This is a genomic window from Bradyrhizobium huanghuaihaiense (genome assembly GCF_007830635.1).
GTDB lineage: Bacteria > Pseudomonadota > Alphaproteobacteria > Rhizobiales > Xanthobacteraceae > Bradyrhizobium > Bradyrhizobium huanghuaihaiense.
This window is the reverse complement of the sequence record NZ_VLLA01000016.1, coordinates 115,164-132,017: the sequence shown is the minus strand read 5'-3', so window position 1 is coordinate 132,017 and position 16,854 is coordinate 115,164. Positions and strand designations below refer to the sequence as shown.

Sequence of the window (16,854 nt, the reverse complement as noted above, 5' to 3'; positions counted from 1 at the left end):
GGGGCGTCTGACCGCATCGTGGGATTGACATTCGCAGGCACAAGAACTCAACTGGCGCGGGTACTTTAAGCTCACTATTATCTTGGCGGCGGTCCGCCGACCGGCCATGACCTTTGAAATTAGAGATGATCGCGCATGCCCGCTGATACGGCGCTGGTGCATCAGGTTGACTTGGGCGGACGACCAGGGACCCACGTCATCGCAATCGGCATCGGCACTTATGATTATTTGAAGGGCGGCAGCGGTCCGCTCACCAAGCACCACCTCGACCTGGAACAGCTCAGTTCGCCGCCTGTTTCGGCCAGGGCAATTGCCACCTGGTTTATCCAACATTTCGACTGCAGCGAACTGCCGCTGGCAAGCGTTTCCCTCGTCCTGTCGGAGCCTCAACCGGCATCCTTCGACAAGGGCAACCTCGGACTACGGATTGTACCTAACGGGACAATCAAGGACGTCAGCGATGCGATCGCGGCATGGATCGAGCGGGCCGACGTTGATCCGAAAAGCCGGGTCATCCTTTATTTCTGCGGTCACGGGCTCAGTGGTGGAACGCAGAATCTCTATTTGATGCGAGATTATGGGCAGGACAAGAACGACCCCATGAGCGGCGCATTGAACTATACGAATTTCGTGCTGGGGCTCGAATGCCGCATTCCGAGCACCCAGTTCCTGCTGTTCGACGCGTGCCGTTCAACCCCCGAGATCGCCGAGTGGAATCAACAGGGCGGTCAACGCATCTTCGCCGTCGATCGGGATATCCGACTTGGCATCAACGAGCCGATGCAGCAATGTCCGGTGTTCTCCACCGAAATCGACCGCAAGGCGCTCGGCCGGCCCGACGAGCCGAGCCTGTGCGCCAGCGCCTTCATCCTTGCCCTGAGAGGCGCAAGCGCGAAAAAGGAAGGACAGGACTGGTACGTTACGACTCATCGGATGGTTGAAGCGCTGACCGATCTCCAGAACCAGGCACTCGTCGGAGCAGGAAGTCTCCAGCAGAACGCCGACGCCAACAGAACCGCCAGGATCCGCCTTCGCAAACTGGCGAATGACCCTGAAATACCGGTCTATGTCGGGCTGGACGACGAGGCACATCGCGCCAACGCCGTGATCTCCGCCCTTCGCGGTGCGCCGCCGCCACGGACGATCAGCGATCGCCTCACGATGTTGTCACCCGGCGAATACGTGTTCCGAGCAAGTCAGATCGCGGGTAACAAGCTCGCCGAAGTCACCGAAGTCGTGTGGCCTACGTTCTCCAACGTGCTACTGAAGGTCTCGACATGGGACGCTTAGACATCAGGCTCGACAAGAAGAACCTTGGCACGGACCTCGAACTGGGCGTCGTCGCCGACGTGCTGCAGATAAAGGATTTTCAGGGGAAGTTTCCGGAGGCACCGTTCGAGCAGGAAGTGGTCATTCCGGCCGGCGCAACGGGCTTTCGGCGGGTGGACGTTCCGCCCGGGACTTACCGGATCGAGGCGCGACTTCCCTCCGGCGAGGTGATGTCGAAGACCCAGGAGGTCTCAGACAACGCGGCGGAAGTCCCCGTCGTGTTCGAGCCCGCGGCTTCGCCCCACGAGTGGTTGAGTTGGCAGCGGCTCGCGGGGAACGTACCGTCTGAAAAGGAATACGAAGAATTCCTGAAGGATATTGCGGGGAAAATTTCCAAGGCGGCCAAGTCCAAGGATGTCAGGATCGACATCAGTCCAACGGTCATCGGATGGGCGGCCGGCCATCTCCGGCAACTCCACGTGCGGGTCAAGGCGTTGCTTGAAGGAACGTCCGCAGCGCCGGCGGCCGGAGACGACCCAGCCGAAGCTGATGCCACAGCAGAGCCCACGACCGCGGATTTCGAGCTCCTGCAGGCGAACCCGTCCGATGGGACCGCGTTGTGGAGCACGCTACGCTCCCATGCGGCATGGACCGAATGGCGGAGATCTGCATCGCCCTATCCGGGTTGCTCGTTCGTGCGCAAGGATGATCGCGCGCTGAGCCTCTGGCAGGTTACTCAGTCTGATTATCAAAAGAGCATCGTCGGGACACCCCGCGGGGCGCTGCCGCTTCGTTGCCTGGCTGCGATGCGGCGCGGCGATGGCGTCGACGTCATCCTGCTTCCGATCCCATGGGCGTTCGAACCGGACCCGGACAAGACCCCCGTGACAATCGAAGTCCTGCGCGAGGCAGGCGCGTCAGCAGCCGGACGGACGACCGTCGTGGTCCAGGATCCGAGCCTCGGCGGCCTGCTGATGTATCTCAACAGCAACAAGATCGGCAGCGCGTCCACCGTACTGGCCGAGGCCAGTCAAACCGGCTTGATCAATTCCCTGCTCGCAGACAAGCGAAATCCGCTCGCGGCCTGCGCAGCAGGCTACGTTGCCATCGCCGGCTTGGCCGATAGCAATCGCGAGCAGTGGACGCAGTGGCTTGGGCTGTTGTCGCAATTTGCCTGGCTGCCGGACGGAAACGTCATTCAGGCCGCGTACCTGCTGAAAACGGCCCGATCAAAGTCAGAACTCGATGAGGCGCTCACCAGCCTGAAGAAGGCGTACCGAAAGGGAATTCCGTTCTTTATCGCCGGCGTGCAGCATCTGCAGCAAGGCCTCTACTCCTTCAGCGAAAAGGATGCCGAGGCACGCCAGATGTACGAGTCGGTGACGAACGTCGCATTGAAGGTCGACGCCAATCAGGTGTTCACGCTGCTCCGCCTTCCGTCCGAGCAGAACTAAAGCGCGATGAGATTTGGATGAATCATCATCGCGCTTTAGGTTGTTGTTTGCGCATGATCTTTCCGGAAAACCGCTTCGCACTTTTCCGGATCATGCTTTAGCTGCTGACTGCGTCGGCGGCCGCGACTTTCAAGTCGCGGCCGCCTTGTACAATTCCTCGACCGCCTTGATATCTCCGGCACTCAAGCCGAGCCTCTGACCGATCTCGGTTTGACCAAAGACGGGCTCGATGGTCGCGCTTCCATCCTTGGAAAATGCGTTCTTCGGGTAGTGCATGATCGAGGCGTAGTCGTACGTCCCGAGGTCGATGCCGTCGTTCAGATGCTGGGTGAAATTGTGCTCCATGCCGGGCATCACGTTCTCCAGATGAACCCGGACGAACAGATCGCGGTCCCGCCGGCTCTGCTCGTGCCACAATCCGACAGTGTGGCCAATCTCATGGATGCAATTGCCCGTCGTGCAGTCCGGCCCGAGCGTGACAAACTGCTGCCCTTCCTGTCTGCCGACTGAAGAGGAGCACCCGCTGCCCGGCCGAAATGTCACGAAATCATCCTGGTCGGTTCGCTGGACGAACTTGATCTTGGTCTTCTCGTGCCAATGAGCAATGGCGTCCGTCATCCGATTCTGGTTCGGCAAATTGGGGGCGATCGTGTAGGGCACGGTCTTGTCCGGCCAACGAAAGCGCAGCTCCTTGATGCCGACACCGAACGTCTGGAAGCCGGCCACAGTCGCGGCGGCGTTCTCGCGAATTTGGCGGGAGGTGGCCTCGACCTCCTGTGTCGGACCGAGATCGAGGCAGCCCTCCGCGCGCGCCCGCCCGTCGATCTCGACATAAAGCACTGGACGGACACCGGCACCGTGAATCTTCACGAAGGCGGTCTTCACCTGAGTGCCCGAAACAAACTCCGCATTATCAGCCACGGGACAACCTCTTTTTTCAAATTATGCTCTGCGCCCTTCAAATTTCAGCGCCCCCGACATTAGACCGATTTCGGATGACGCGCAACCTGGGCATGCAGCCAGCCACTTCTTCTCAATTAGATTGACGCGTCCAGCGCCGTGCAACAATCAGATGGTCTTGCGGCGGATCATGCGGCTGCCACGGATAGGCAACGACGGTTCCGAACACGCATGCCCGTCCGGTTTGCAGGTGCTCTCCCTCCAAGCGCGCGCTCAAGATGTACTGCGCCCGCCGCTCGATGTCGTCGGGGACCGATATGCTGAAGCGACCTTCGTCCTCTCCGTGTTGCAACACGATCGGTCCCGTCGCGATCACCCGGGAACGCGCATCAGCAAGGGTCACATCTTCAAGCCGGACGATGCCGCGCAAAGCGCCGACTTCGCCACGATCAGTCACGCGCAGGGTTCCGGTGATTTCCACGGTACATCAATGCTCCAGGGGAGCGCATCGCGCGCGACGATGCGTCCCGATGTCGCAACCGATCGTTCTACCGCGGCAGCGAGTTCAAGATCGCCGCCTCGTAGGCCGGATCGTGCTCAGGCAATTCTCCGGCATCCTCCGGCATCGCATCCGCCTGCGCGGCACCGGCCCCGATCGCCTCGAAGATTTCCGCCCGGCGCGTTTCCGACAGCACCGACGCCACGTCATTGCTTCCGCCAGCATTTATGAATTCGCCGACCTTGTCGAGAATGTCCTGCTTGGATACCGCGCTTCCCGGACAGCTCTTGGTGGACATCTCGTTGTGGAATTTCAACGCCGATGCACTCAGATCGAACTTCTTCATCAGCGTCGCGATAACGAGGACGACTGTGTCGAGTTGGGCACCCGTCAACGGATCCTTGCCTTGGTCGAAATCGCCGATCGTCTCGAACATGAAAACGCGCGAGCTGTTGTAGCCAACTGCACTGGCGGGTGACATGTTCCAGGGGCGGCCCGTCCAGATTGTCCCGTCTGGCGCAAGCGACACGTGCTGGGCAATGTCGGACCAGTGGTTGGTGTTGACGTGATAGTCGTACATCGCCTGAATCGAGCCGACCCCGTGATACTGGCTATGGTTCGGCCGCCAAGTATGATGCATGTGAATAAGAGTTTTCGCAGGCTGCCAGCCGAACTGCTGGACAACGTGCACGAATTCGGTCGGTTGCAGCTGCTTGAATGGAGGCGCCATCGCAATATTACCTCGTTTGAAGGAAATGATGGATTCTCACATGACGCTCTCTTTGGTTGTGCGCCACGGCTCATTCTACTACATACTATGCCGTGGTGTCGCCATTGATGAGGGGCCTCATGGGCGGGTTCTGCCGAACAGCATTGGTTGCTCTGTCGTGCGCTTGGGGCGATGCACAATATGTCGCGGCGGCTTCGGATGGCACTGCCCAATTTCTGGGAGCATCACCGATCGAGATCGTCGGCGAGTCCGGCAAGCAGAGCGAAACGCGGACCATCCGGTTTCAAACGACAGGCACGCCGACCATCCAGTTTGTCACCACGGATCTGGCACGCTCGGCCCCGGCAGGCCTTCAAGCGGCTTTGATCGATGGCGGGCAAGTCCGCATCACTCCGCTGGCTCCGCCGAAGACCGAAGTGACGGGCATCTCAGCCTTTGAAATCGCGATCAACTCGCTCCCGTCCCGATACGGCATCTTTTCCGGAGAGATCGCGGTCCGCGTCAATGGCCAGCCGACCGAAACGATCAAACTGAAACTTACCGTCCAATTTCCCGCGGCGCAGCCGATCGCGATGCAGCCAGCCACGTTGAGCAAGCCGATGACTTCGGCGTCGGCGGTCCTCCCCTGGTCTGCATTGCTTGCCCAACGTCCGGCGGAGGGGAGCTTTCCGATAACCATCCCGGGACTGCCCGAAGGCGTGGAGGTGACGGGGACGAGTGGCAGCGTGCAGTTGATGGCGGAAGGAGGCCAGGGACCGCTGATCGGGACGGCCGAGCTTCGACCCACCAAGCAAGGTGCGGTGCTTTCGGTCGATACTTCAGCTTCCGCACCGGGCAAATATACCGGCACAGGCGAGATCGTCCTGAACGGGGGGCAGCGCCGGCTGCTGCTCCCGGTGGATATTTCCGTCCGCAGCAATCCCTGGACTGTTCTGTTCCTGGTCTTGATCGGCGTTCTGCTCGGCCATCTTGCCAAATGGTCCAATGAACGCGGCAGCAAGATCGTCTCGGCTCAGAACAGGATCTTCGAGATCGAAGCACGCGCGCAAACGGTCCGGGCGGACTTCAGGGAATGGCTTGGACCGACCCTCGACGACTTGAGAACGAAATTTCTGAGCGGCCAGTTCGACGCAATTCTTACGCTCGCGACGGCCGCCGACGCGCGCATCGCATTGACAGAGCGACTGGTCCGGCTCAGCGACCGCGCCGAAACCCTCCGAAATAATGGAATCCTGGCCCGCATCTCTGCGCTGAGGGGAAGCATCTTGGGGTTGAGCGACGTCGAGGACATACGGCCGACGGTGGCGTCCATCGAGACAGCCTTGCTCGCCGCTGAGACATTACCGGCGAACGACCAGGACCAGGCCGCCGACGACGTCGCAGGCCCGCGCCCGAAGGCTCAGGCGCAGCAACTGTCGCCGGGATCCCGGCTTCAGCAACAGCTAGTGGCTTTCCGCGCGAAGGTTGCGCCAAAGCTTCAGGTGTTCCTGAAGTTCGCCGCCATCCTGCTCGTCGCGTTCATCGGCTTCGAGGCGATCTATCTCAACGGCTCGCAAACATTCGGCGCCAATCCAGTGACGGACTATCTGAGCGCAATCGTCTGGGGATTGAGCGCCGATGTCGCGGCGCGTACGTTGCTGGCGCTGGGACGATAAGGCGCCAGGCGAGACTTCAGGCGGCCGTTCGACGATTCACCTCCCGCCCAACCTGCGCTGCGTCAGCCTTCACGCAGATTCTCGGTGATGGGCGGCTACACCCGAAAATGCTTCGATAGTTTGAGGCCCTGCGCCTGGTAGTTGGACCCGATGCGCTGGCCGTACATCGCGTCCGGCCGCGCGAGCATCTTCTCGTAGACGAGGCGGCCGACGATCTGGCCGTGCTCGAGGATGAACGGCACCTCGCGCGAGCGCACTTCGAGCACGGCGCGCGATCCTAGCCCGCCCGCACCGGCATAGCCGAAGCCGGGATCGAAGAAGCCGGCATAGTGAACGCGGAATTCGCCGACCAAGGGATCGAACGGCACCATCTCCGCGGCGTAATCGGGCGGCACCTGCACCGCTTCTTTCGAGGCGAGGATGTAGAACTCGCCGGGATCCAGGATCAGGCTGCCATCGGGACGGGCCGAGATGGGCTCCCAGAAATCCTCCACCGCGTAGCCGGCGCGGCGATCGACGTCGACGACGCCAGTGTGGCGCTTGGCGCGGTAGCCGACGAAGCCGTTGGCTTTCTCGCCGGAGAGATCGACCGAGACGGCGACGCCACCGGAAAGATCCGCATCGTCGATGTCGACGAGGCGCTCGGTGGCGTGCAGCGCATCGAGCTCGTCGGCGTTGAGGATGGCATCCCCAGTGCGGAAGCGCACTTGGCTGAGGCGCGAGCCCTCGCGCACCAGCACCGGAAACGTCTTCGGGCTGATCTCGGCATAGAGCGGGCCGTGATAGCCGGCGCCGATCATGTCGAAGCGGCGGGTGCCGTCGGCGATGACGCGGGTGAAGACGTCGAGCCGGCCGGTCGAGCTTTTCGGATTTGCGGCTGCGACGATTTCGGGCGGCAGCGCCAGGCTCTCGAGCAGCGGCACTATGTAGACGCAGTTGGTCTCCAGCACCGCGCCGTCGGCAAGGCTGAACTCGTGCAGCTTCAATTCGTCGATGCGCTCGGCCACCGTGGCGCCGGGCCCCGGCAGGAAGCTGGCACGGACGCGATAGGCGATGTCGCCGAGACGCAGATCGAGGCTGGCCGGCTGGATCTGGCTTTCGACGAAATCGTATGCGGGCAGGATGAGACCTGCCTCCGCCATCGCCGCGATCATGCGGTCGGGCAGGATACCATTGGCGTCGGCGGCGATCGTGAAGCTCAACCGGGGGTCCTCGTCAGGGTCAAACGCATCCGGACATGCGGGAAATACTAGCCTTTTACGGCTATCCGATGGACGCCTTGACGGAAAGGCCATTGCGGAATATGAGCATCACTTATCCCGTGGTGATTTGAGCCGGCCGGCTTGCAGCCACGTTAAATAAGTCGCTAAACAGGCCGGGGACCTCTGTGATCCCGGCCCGTGGTTTTGTCCAGGCCGGTTTTTTTGTGACCGTTTTCGACGAAACGGTCATGTCGGAGGGTCCTATGTCGAAGTCGCCTGCCACTTACCGCCCCGAAACCCGCCTCGTCCATTCCGGCACCCTGCGCTCGCAATATGGCGAGACGTCGGAGGCGCTGTTTTTGACGCAAGGCTATGTCTACAACAGCGCCGAGGAGTGCGAGGCGCGGTTCAAGGGCGAGGACCCCGGCTTCATCTATTCGCGCTACTCCAACCCGACCATAGCGATGTTCGAGCGCCGCATGATCGAGCTCGAGGGCGCCGAAGCGGCCCGCTCGGCGGCAACCGGCATGGCCGCGGTGACGACCGCGATCCTGGCGCCGCTGAAAGCCGGCGATCACGTGGTCGCCTCGCGCGCGCTGTTCGGCTCGTGCCTCTACGTGATTCAGGACCTGCTCCCGCGCTACGGCATCGAGACCACGCTGGTCGACGGAGCCGATCTCGACCAGTGGCAGCGGGCCTTGAGGCCCAATACCAAGACGTTCTTCCTGGAGAGCCCGACCAACCCGACGTTGGATGTGCTCGACATTCCCGGCATCGCCGAGATCGCGCACAGCGGCGGCGCGCGGCTCGTGGTCGACAACGTGTTCGCAACCCCGATCTGGCAGAGCCCGCTCGCGCTGGGCGCCGACGTCGTCGTCTATTCCGCGACCAAGCACATCGACGGCCAGGGCCGGTGTCTGGGCGGCATCATCCTGTCATCGGAAGCCTTCATCGCCGAGCACCTGCATAATTTCATGCGCCAGACCGGCCCGTCGATCTCGCCGTTCAACGCCTGGGTCCTGCTCAAGGGCCTGGAGACGCTGGGCGTGCGCGTGCGCGCGCAGACCGACACCGCGGGCCGCGTCGCCGAAGTGCTGGCGAGTCATCCGAAGATTTCGCGATTGGTCTATCCTGGCCGCGCCGATCATCCGCAGGCGGCGCTGGTGAAGAAGCAGATGCGCGGCGGCTCGACGCTGGTCGGCTTCGAGGTGAAGGGCGGCAAGGCGGCCGCGTTCCGCGTGCTGAACGAGCTCAAGCTTGCGAAGATCTCGAACAATCTCGGCGACGCCAAGAGTCTCGTCACGCATCCGGCGACCACGACGCATCAGCGCCTCAAGCCGGAAGACCGCGCCGCGCTCGGCATCAGCGAGGGCTTCATCCGCTTCTCGGCGGGGCTGGAGCACGCGGATGATCTGATCGAGGATCTGACGGCGGCGCTGGAGAAGGCGTGAGGCGAGTTCTCGTAGGGTGGGCAAAGCGCAGCGTGCCCACCATTCAAAGCTAGGCTGCCGATAGATGGTGGGCACGGCGCGCGAAGAGCGCGCCTTTGCCCACCCTACGGCAGCTCGTTACATCGGCCGATACGTCCGCACATCCGCCGGCACGTTCACCCCTAACTTGATCTGGCCGACGGAGCGGATGATGTCGTCGCCGAGCAGCTGGGCGAAGCAGGCGTAGCCCCAATCGTTCATGTGCAGGCCGTCGGAGATCACGAAGCTCTCGACCGGGATCGACTGGTTCTCGTGCCAGTCGCGCATCACCTCGAAGCGCGGGAAGATGCCGACCTTGCGGAGCTCGGCGACCTTGCCGAGCAGCTTGATCATTTTGCCGGCGCTCTCGGCACGCTGATTGACGGCCGGCGAATATTGCGGATCGACCAGCACGATGTCGGCGCCGCCGGCGGCCTGGATGCGGGAGATACCGTCCTCGACGAGCTTGGCGGTATCGCCTGGATCGAGATTGCGCAGCACGGCGTTGGTGCCGACCTGCCAGATCACCATGTCCGGATGCACGTCGATCACCTGCGTCTGAAGGCGCTTCATCATCTCGGGCGCGTCCTCGCCGCCGACGCCGGCATTGACGACGGTGATGTCGGCGGTCGGATAGTGTCGGCGCAGCTGCGTGGCGAGACGGTTCGGATAGTTGAAATCGGGCGAGCTTGCGCCATAGCCGGCGGTCGACGACGAGCCGAATGCGACGATCACGACGGGCTTGCCGGCGACGAGCTTGGCAGCGACATGAGGCAGCGAGCCCATCGCCTTCGAGCCGCCCTTCGGCGGCAGGCAAGGCACGCGGCTGAAGATGTCACCGGCGGATTTCGCGACCTGCTTCACCTTGTCGATGGCGCGCGAGGTGATGCCGCGCTGCTCGGGGGACGTCACGGCGACCGTGGTCTGGGAACGCGAACCGGGAGCGGGAGCGGGATTAGCGGTTTGCGCCGGTGCTTGCGTCGCCTGCGCGGCCTGTGCCTGCGCGCGCGACTGCGACGCCGGCGTCAGCAACAGCAGCGCTGCCGCTGCGGTCGCAGCCAGCGATGCCGTCGGGAAAAAAGGGCGGAGAGAACTCATTAACGCTAGACCTCAATTTTGCTGCTGGGCCGGCCCCAGATGGGCTGCGTCAAACACGAACTGTGCCAACGCCCGGCCAAGGCAATCATGGACCTGTTTCGCCAGCTCCGGCCCGCGGGACGGGCTGAACAGGTCGAACTGACCCTGGTCATTCCACTGCCGCATGATCGCGAAACGGTCGAACAGCGGAATGTCATGCTCCTGCGCCACCACCCGCATATTGTCGAGATAGGGTGGCACCGAAATCATGGTTTCGGTCCGCGGGCTGTACTGCAAGTTCATCAACACGACGTCAGCCCCTGCATTTTGCAGCGCGGCAACCCCTTCGGTCACAGCACCGCGAAAATCGTCGGGATCGATGGCTCGGATAGCATCCACGGTCCCGGTCTGCCAGATGACCAAAGTAGGCCTTTTTGCTTCCATCAGCTTAACGAAGGTGGTGGCGGCCTCCTCTGCCGTTTTCTTGCTCTGTATTTCTACGGAGACGTGCACGGCCTCCGACGGCGGCAGCTTGTCCTTCAGGATGGCCTGCATGCGCGCCGGATAGGACGCATCCTCCGAGGCCGGAATCGTGGTCGAGCGGCTGCCGATGACCAGGATTTCCAGCGGTTTGCCCGATTTGACGGCCTCGGCGACCTTGGGAAGCTGGCTTTCGCTGGTGAGCAGATAGGACGGCAATTCGCAGGCTGGGGGTACGGCCGGCGTGGCAGGCGCAGCATCGTCCGCACGCGCCTGGGGCGCGGCGAGGCCACCGCATAGCAGGATCAGGCTCAGGAGAACCTTCGCCTTCATCAGCCCCCTCCCGCCAGATCGGCGTTGCCGACGGCGTTTTTGGTTTTCGCACCGCTCTTGTCAGCCACGCGTTTGTACCACGAAATCACCCATGCAACGCCCCACATGATCAGGATTCCGGAGAGACTAATCAGCGCATGCATGGCTGCGCCGCCGGAGACCTCGGCCAGGATGAAATGACCGGCGAAGGCGAGGAAGACGCCGAGGCAGAAGATCTCGAGCGAATGCTGGCCGCACAGGATCAGCGGCCGCAGCCACTGCGATTTCAGACCCGGCCAGTCGCGCGGCAGGAAGCGCACAGTGAGCGCGGCCAGCGCCAGGAAATGCGTGAAACGCAGAACGTCGAGATCGGTCTTGTCGATCGGATACATCCACTGTTCGAGCCGCTTCGGCATCAGGTGGGACAGCTGCGGCAGATACCAGGTCAGCGTCACGTAGAACGCCGCCACGATATAGGCGATCGAGATCCACATCGTTACCGGCGACGCTAAAATACGCGACATGCGCCGCGCACCTCCGAGCGCACACCATGCACCGAAGACGAAGAGCAACTGCCAGGCCAGCGGATTGAAGGCCCAGAAGCCGTTCGGATAGGCGGAGAAGTAGAGATCGTATTCCCAGGTCACCGCGTAGAGCACGACGGAAAGGCCGAGCGTGACGTCGGGCTTCCACCGCATCGACCACAGGATCACGGGCAGCGCCAGCATCAGGACGATATACAGCGGCAGCACGTCCATGTTGACGGGACGGAAACGCAGCAGCAGCGCCTGCACGATGGTGACGTCGGGCTGCTTGAGGAAGTCCATGATCCCCATCTCTTCGGTGTAGAGCGGGTTCTCGAATCTGGTCGCCACATAGGAGATCTCGGCGAGGAAGATCGTGAACAGGAAGACGTGCGCGACGTAGATCTGCCAGACCCGCCGCAGGATGCGCGCGGTGGCGATGACGACGCCGCCCTCCAGCATCGCGCGGCAGTAGACGAAGGCGGCGGTGTAGCCGGAGATGAAGATGAAGATCTCGGTGGCGTCGCTGAAGCCGTAATTGCGGATCGTGAACCAGGTCAGCAGGCTCGTCGGCAGATGGTCGATGAAGATCAGCCACAGCGCCAGCCCGCGGAACAGGTCAAGGCGGAGCTCGCGCTCGCCGATGGCGGGCAGCGTGATGGCGGCCGCACGCGGCTCCGCAGGTTTGGCGGTTCCCGCGATGGTCGATCCCGTCACTTGGTCGGCAATGGTCATCGGGGCCTAAAAACCCTCACCCAAATCGCGACGTTGAAGGAGTGTACCGGTCCGGCCGTCATCTCGCAAAGCGGCTGGATCACATGGGGGTGTCTTCCCTCAGGGAGTCTTCCCTTGGGGGAGTACTTCCTCGCCAATTCTGGCGGCACGATGTCGCCAAAACTGCCGCCGGGGTTTGGTTCCGGCGCCGGATTTCGGTATGATGGCAGCCATGTACCGCGCCGTGACCCGCCAGATCGAAGTGACCGTCGAGCCGAACTTTGTCCCGGAGCAGTCGTCGGCCGACCGCTCCCGCTATTTCTGGTCGTACACCATCGTCATCACCAATTCCGGCGATGAGACCGTACAGCTCAAGACGCGGCACTGGATCATCACCGACGCCACCGGCCGCCAGCAGGAGGTCAAGGGCGAGGGCGTGGTCGGCGAGCAGCCGACGCTCGCCCCCGGCGAGCGGTTCGAATACACCTCCGGCGTGCCGCTCACGACCGCCTCCGGCTTCATGACCGGCCGCTACCAGATGGTCAGCGAAACCGGCGAGCGCTTCGAGATCGACGTGCCGACGTTCTCGCTGGACAGCCCGGACAATAAGCGGGTGTTGAACTAGGGGCACGCTGGCGGTGCCGTTACTCCACGGCTCAACCTGCCCAATGGCGTGCAATGCGCTCCGCTAAACCCGTCATCCTGACGTGCGAGCCATGCGGCGCACCGCGCCGCTTGGAGACCTCGAAGGATGAACGGCCCCGATGCAGCCGGGCCGTCGCCCTTCGAGGCTCGCCGAAGAGGCGAGCACCTCAGGGTGACGGTGATAGTTCGTAGCCCGGATGAGCGAAGCGACATCCGGGATCTTCGCGAGCGGATTCCCGGGTATCGCTTCGCTCACCCGGGCTACGGCACCGCCCTGCTACGCGTTCTCCACGCCCGCCTCGTGCGGCGTGAACTGGTAGACTGACGAGCAGAACTCGCAGGTGACGACGACCTTGTCGTCCTTGACCATCGCGGCACGGTCGTCGGACGAAAAGCTCTTCAGCATGGACGCGACTGCGTCGCGCGAGCAGGAGCATTGCGCCTTCAGGGACAGCGGATTGAACACGCGCACGCCGCGCTCGTGAAAGAGGCGATAGAGCAGCCGCTCGCCGGAGAGCTCGGGATCGATCAGCTCGACGTCCTCGACGGTCTCGATCAGCGAGCGCGCCTCGACCCAGGCGTCGTCTTCCGCGACGCTGTGCACCTCGGCGCCGTCGGGTGCATCGCCGGGATGCAGATCCGCCTGCCGCGCGCGCTCCGGCGCCTTCGGCAAAAACTGCATCAGCATGCCGCCGGCGCGCCAGCGATGCTTGCCGCCGTCGCTACTGCGCCACTCCTCGCCGACCGCAAGGCGCACCTTGGTCGGGATCTGCTCGGAGCGCAGGAAATATTCGTGGGCGGCGTCTTCCAGGCTGCCGCCATCGAGCGCGACCAGGCCCTGATAGCGGCTCATGTCGGGACCCTGGTCGATGGTCATGGCGAGATGGCCGCGGCCGAGCAGTGTGCCGGAATCGTTCGCCGTGCCCAGACGCGAGGCGTCATAGCGCGCATAGGCGCGCAGATGATCCGGTGCCTTGTAGTCGACGACCAGGAACGACACCGGACCGTCGGTCTGGGCCTGGAGGATGAAGCGGCCCTCGAATTTCAGCGCCGAGCCGAGCAGCGTCGCCAGCACGATGGCCTCGCCGAGCAGCTTGCCGACGGGCGCGGGATAATCGTGCTTGGTCAGGATGTCGTCGAGCGCAGGGCCAAGCCGCACCAGGCGGCCGCGCACGTCGAGCGCGTCGACCTCGTAGGGCAGCACGGCGTCGTCGACCGGAACGGCGGATGGCGCGCGAACCGGGCCTTCAGGCCCGGTTTTCATGTCAGGGGATTGGAAAACCATGGCGCTTTATCTGGGGTCGGAGAGCGGGGAATGGAAGGGGGGAGTGTTCCGGAGGTCGCTATGATTGCACAACGATACCGCAAATTAGGTGTCGTCCCGGCGAAGGCCGGGACTCATACCGCGTGATCTCTCTTGTGGCGGGCAAGCGGAGGCCCGCGGTCTTCGCCAAACCGATATTCGTGGTTATGGGTCCCGGCCCCCGTGCGCAATTGCGCAACTAGGCCGGGACGACAACTGAATCACTTCACCGCGTCGAAGCACCAGGCCAAAATGCCCTTCTGCGCGTGCAGGCGGTTTTCGGCCTCGTCGAACACGACCGATTGCGGGCCGTCGATCACCTCGTCGGTGACCTCCTCGCCGCGATGGGCCGGCAGACAGTGCATGAACAGCGCGTCGGGCTTGGCCAGCGACATCAGCTTCGAATTGACCTGGTAGGGCTTGAGCACGTTGTGGCGGTGCTCGCCTTCCTTGTCGCCCATCGACACCCAGGTGTCGGTGACGACGCAATCGGCGCCCTTCACGGCGGCCTCGGGATCGGAGCCGAGCACGATCGGCGCGCCCGTCGCCTTGATCCAGTCGCGCATCGCCTTCTTCGGCGCGAGCTCCGGCGGCGTTGCGACATTGAGCTGGAATTTGAAGCGCTCGGCGGCATGTGCCCAGGACGCCAGCACGTTGTTGTCGTCGCCGGTCCAGGCCACCGTCCGGCCCTCGATCGGGCCGCGATGCTCCTGATAGGTGAGGAGGTCGGCCATCACCTGGCAGGGATGCGAGCGCCGCGTCAGGCCGTTGATGACCGGCACGGTCGCATTCGCCGCAAGCTCCAGCAGCGCATCATGGTTGAGGATGCGGATCATGATGGCGTCGACATAGCGCGACAGCACGCGTGCGGTGTCGGCGATGGTCTCGCCGCGGCCGAGCTGCATCTCGGCGCCGGTGAGCATGATGGGCTCGCCGCCGAGCTGGCGCATGGCGACGTCGAACGAGACGCGGGTGCGCGTCGAGGGACGCTCGAAGATCATCGCCAGCGTCTTGCCTTCGAGCGGCTTCACCGGCTGATGCGCCTTCTGCTTCGCCTTCATGGCGGAGGAGGCGTCGAGCATGCTCTTGAGCTCCGACAACGGCAGCTCGTTGATATCCAGGAAGTGCTTCGGCGACTTGCTCATCAGCTTGCCGCCCGCTTGGTCTGGCTGGACGAGATCGCAGCGCAGGCGCGCTCTAACCGCACGACGCTGTCCTCGATCTCGGCTTCGGTGACGATCAAGGGCGGCAGGAAGCGCACGACATTGTCGCCGGCGCCGACCGTCAGCAGTTTTTCATTGCGCAGGGCCGCAACGAGATCGCCCGAGGGCACCACGGCCTTGATGCCGATCAAGAGGCCCTCGCCACGCACCTCGCTGACGACGTCAGGGTGACGGTCGATCACGGAGGCGAGCTTCTGCTTGAGCAGCAGCGACATCTTCTGGACGTGGTCGAAGAAGCCGGGCTTGAGCATGACGTCGAGCACGGCATTGGCAGCCGAGATCGCCAGCGGATTGCCGCCGAAGGTCGAGCCGTGCGAGCCGGGGCCCATGCCGGCCGCCGCCTCCGCGGTCGCCAGCACCGCGCCGATCGGGAAGCCACCGCCGAGCGCCTTGGCGAGCGACATCACATCGGGTGTAACGCCCGTGCGCCGATGGGCGAAGAGATCGCCGGTGCGGCCCATGCCGGTCTGCACCTCGTCGAAGGCGAGCAGCAGGCCCTTCTCGTCGCAGAGTTGGCGCAGCGCCTTGAGGAAGGCGGGCGTCGACGAGCGCACGCCGCCCTCACCCTGGATCGGCTCGACCAGGATGCCGGCGGTCTGCGGACCGATCGCCTTCTTCACGGCTTCGATGTCACCGTGCGGGACCTGGTCGAAACCGTCCATCGGCGGACCGAACCCTTCGAGATATTTTGCAGATCCCGTCGCGGCCAGCGTTGCCAGCGTGCGGCCATGGAAGGCGCCCTCGAAGGTGATGATGCGGTAGCGCTCCGGATGGCCCTTGGAGAAGTGATGATGGCGGATCAGCTTGATCACACCTTCCAGCGCTTCGGCGCCGGAATTGCAGAAGAACACGAAGTCCGCGAAGCTTTCCTGGCACAGACGCGCGGCGAGTTTCTCGCCGTCCGGGCTCTGGAACAGGTTCGACATGTGCCAGAGTTTTGTGGCCTGCTCCTGCAGCGCCTTGACCAGCGCGGGATGGGCGTGGCCGAGTGCGTTCACCGCGACGCCCGAGGTGAAATCGAGATAGCGCTCGCCATTGGTCGCGATCAGCCAGCAGCCTTCGCCGCGCTCGAAACCGAGGTCGGCCCTGGCGAAAACGGGGAGCAAATGCGGCGCGGCGCTGTTAGTCATGACGATCACTTGATGTTGCGGACGGCCTGAACGCGCTCACGCAGCGCACCATCAACCGGCCCGGAAAACGAAACGTGCCGCCTTTTAAGGGCGGCACGTGACACTATCTTATGCCGGGTAGAACGGGTGTCAATGCCGCCCGAAAGCCCCGCGAAACGCTGAATCCGTAGTCTTGCGGTGCCGGATTTGCGGGGTTTTTGCCACGGAACATGTGGAAGCGAGTCGGCTGACTCTTGCGCGTGAGTCACGCCATATTGTAGCGTTTGGC

General features: G+C 63.2%; 15 protein-coding genes and 1 riboswitch. Of the genes, 5 read left to right on the top strand and 10 right to left on the bottom strand.

Going from position 1 to position 16,854, the window contains the following annotated elements; genetic code table 11:
- Positions 1-135: 135 nt before the first annotated feature.
- Entirely contained in the window at positions 136-1,290 is a 1,155-nt protein-coding gene (locus tag IQ16_RS28210; RefSeq protein WP_018644904.1) for a caspase family protein, read from the top strand.
- Entirely contained in the window at positions 1,278-2,723 is a 1,446-nt protein-coding gene (locus IQ16_RS28205) for a hypothetical protein (protein WP_018644903.1), read from the top strand. The genes IQ16_RS28210 and IQ16_RS28205 overlap by 13 nt, the downstream gene beginning before the upstream one ends.
- A 129-nt stretch (positions 2,724-2,852) precedes the next feature.
- On the opposite strand, the gene IQ16_RS28200 is transcribed toward IQ16_RS28205, so the two are convergent.
- From IQ16_RS28200 to IQ16_RS28190, 3 genes are all read right to left on the bottom strand, one after another.
- Entirely contained in the window at positions 2,853-3,644 is a 792-nt protein-coding gene (locus tag IQ16_RS28200) for a M12 family metallopeptidase (RefSeq protein ID WP_145831873.1), read from the bottom strand.
- Positions 3,645-3,756: 112 nt separating this feature from the next.
- The gene (locus tag IQ16_RS28195) at positions 3,757-4,104 is read right to left on the bottom strand and encodes a YbaY family lipoprotein (RefSeq protein ID WP_018644901.1); all 348 of its coding nucleotides are present in this window, start codon (positions 4,102-4,104) and stop codon (positions 3,757-3,759) included.
- A gap of 67 nt (positions 4,105-4,171) precedes the next feature.
- The gene (locus IQ16_RS28190) at positions 4,172-4,852 is read right to left on the bottom strand and encodes a peptidoglycan recognition protein family protein (RefSeq protein WP_018644900.1); all 681 of its coding nucleotides are present in this window, start codon (positions 4,850-4,852) and stop codon (positions 4,172-4,174) included.
- Between the two features lie 119 nt (positions 4,853-4,971).
- On the opposite strand from IQ16_RS28190, the gene IQ16_RS28185 reads away from it, so the two are divergent.
- Complete coding sequence (locus IQ16_RS28185) at positions 4,972-6,507, top strand: hypothetical protein (RefSeq protein WP_145831872.1); 1,536 nt, start codon at positions 4,972-4,974, stop codon at positions 6,505-6,507.
- Between the two features lie 95 nt (positions 6,508-6,602).
- Here IQ16_RS28185 and IQ16_RS28180 read toward each other — a convergent pair whose 3' ends face one another.
- Positions 6,603-7,709 (bottom strand): 2'-deoxycytidine 5'-triphosphate deaminase, encoded by a 1,107-nt coding sequence (locus IQ16_RS28180; RefSeq protein WP_018644898.1) that lies wholly within the window; start codon positions 7,707-7,709, stop codon positions 6,603-6,605.
- Between the two features lie 109 nt (positions 7,710-7,818).
- Positions 7,819-7,898: riboswitch (SAM riboswitch) on the top strand.
- Positions 7,899-7,972: 74 nt separating this feature from the next.
- On the opposite strand from IQ16_RS28180, the gene IQ16_RS28175 reads away from it, so the two are divergent.
- Complete coding sequence (locus tag IQ16_RS28175) at positions 7,973-9,160, top strand: O-succinylhomoserine sulfhydrylase (protein WP_018644897.1); 1,188 nt, start codon at positions 7,973-7,975, stop codon at positions 9,158-9,160.
- A 117-nt stretch (positions 9,161-9,277) separates the two neighbouring features.
- On the opposite strand, the gene IQ16_RS28170 is transcribed toward IQ16_RS28175, so the two are convergent.
- From IQ16_RS28170 to IQ16_RS28160, 3 genes are read right to left on the bottom strand one after another with little or no spacing between them, the layout of a single operon-like run.
- Positions 9,278-10,276 carry an SGNH/GDSL hydrolase family protein gene (locus tag IQ16_RS28170; protein WP_018644896.1) on the bottom strand — a complete coding sequence of 333 codons (999 nt, stop codon included), beginning with the start codon at positions 10,274-10,276 and terminating at the stop codon, positions 9,278-9,280.
- A gap of 12 nt (positions 10,277-10,288) precedes the next feature.
- Positions 10,289-11,068: an SGNH/GDSL hydrolase family protein gene (locus IQ16_RS28165; RefSeq protein WP_018644895.1), complete on the bottom strand. Its 780-nt coding sequence runs from the start codon at positions 11,066-11,068 to the stop codon at positions 10,289-10,291.
- Complete coding sequence (locus IQ16_RS28160) at positions 11,068-12,306, bottom strand: OpgC domain-containing protein (protein WP_145831870.1); 1,239 nt, start codon at positions 12,304-12,306, stop codon at positions 11,068-11,070. The genes IQ16_RS28165 and IQ16_RS28160 overlap by 1 nt, the downstream gene beginning before the upstream one ends.
- Before the next feature lie 211 nt (positions 12,307-12,517).
- Here IQ16_RS28160 and apaG point away from each other — a divergent pair, with 211 nt between their 5' ends.
- Positions 12,518-12,910, top strand: coding sequence for a Co2+/Mg2+ efflux protein ApaG (apaG, locus tag IQ16_RS28155; RefSeq protein WP_026312282.1), 393 nt, complete (start codon positions 12,518-12,520; stop codon positions 12,908-12,910).
- A gap of 297 nt (positions 12,911-13,207) precedes the next feature.
- Here the strand turns inward: apaG and IQ16_RS28150 are convergent, their stop codons facing one another.
- The 3 genes from IQ16_RS28150 to IQ16_RS28140 all read right to left on the bottom strand — a co-directional run bounded on the left by IQ16_RS28150 (position 13,208) and on the right by IQ16_RS28140 (position 16,586).
- Entirely contained in the window at positions 13,208-14,215 is a 1,008-nt protein-coding gene (locus IQ16_RS28150) for an Hsp33 family molecular chaperone (protein ID WP_018644525.1), read from the bottom strand.
- 239 nt (positions 14,216-14,454) lie between these two features.
- A complete protein-coding gene (argF, locus tag IQ16_RS28145; RefSeq protein ID WP_018644524.1) occupies positions 14,455-15,378 on the bottom strand; it encodes an ornithine carbamoyltransferase in 924 nt (307 codons plus the stop codon).
- Positions 15,378-16,586 (bottom strand): aspartate aminotransferase family protein, encoded by a 1,209-nt coding sequence (locus tag IQ16_RS28140; protein WP_026312228.1) that lies wholly within the window; start codon positions 16,584-16,586, stop codon positions 15,378-15,380. Before IQ16_RS28140 ends, argF begins: the two co-directional genes overlap by 1 nt.
- Between the last annotated feature and the right edge of the window lie 268 nt (positions 16,587-16,854).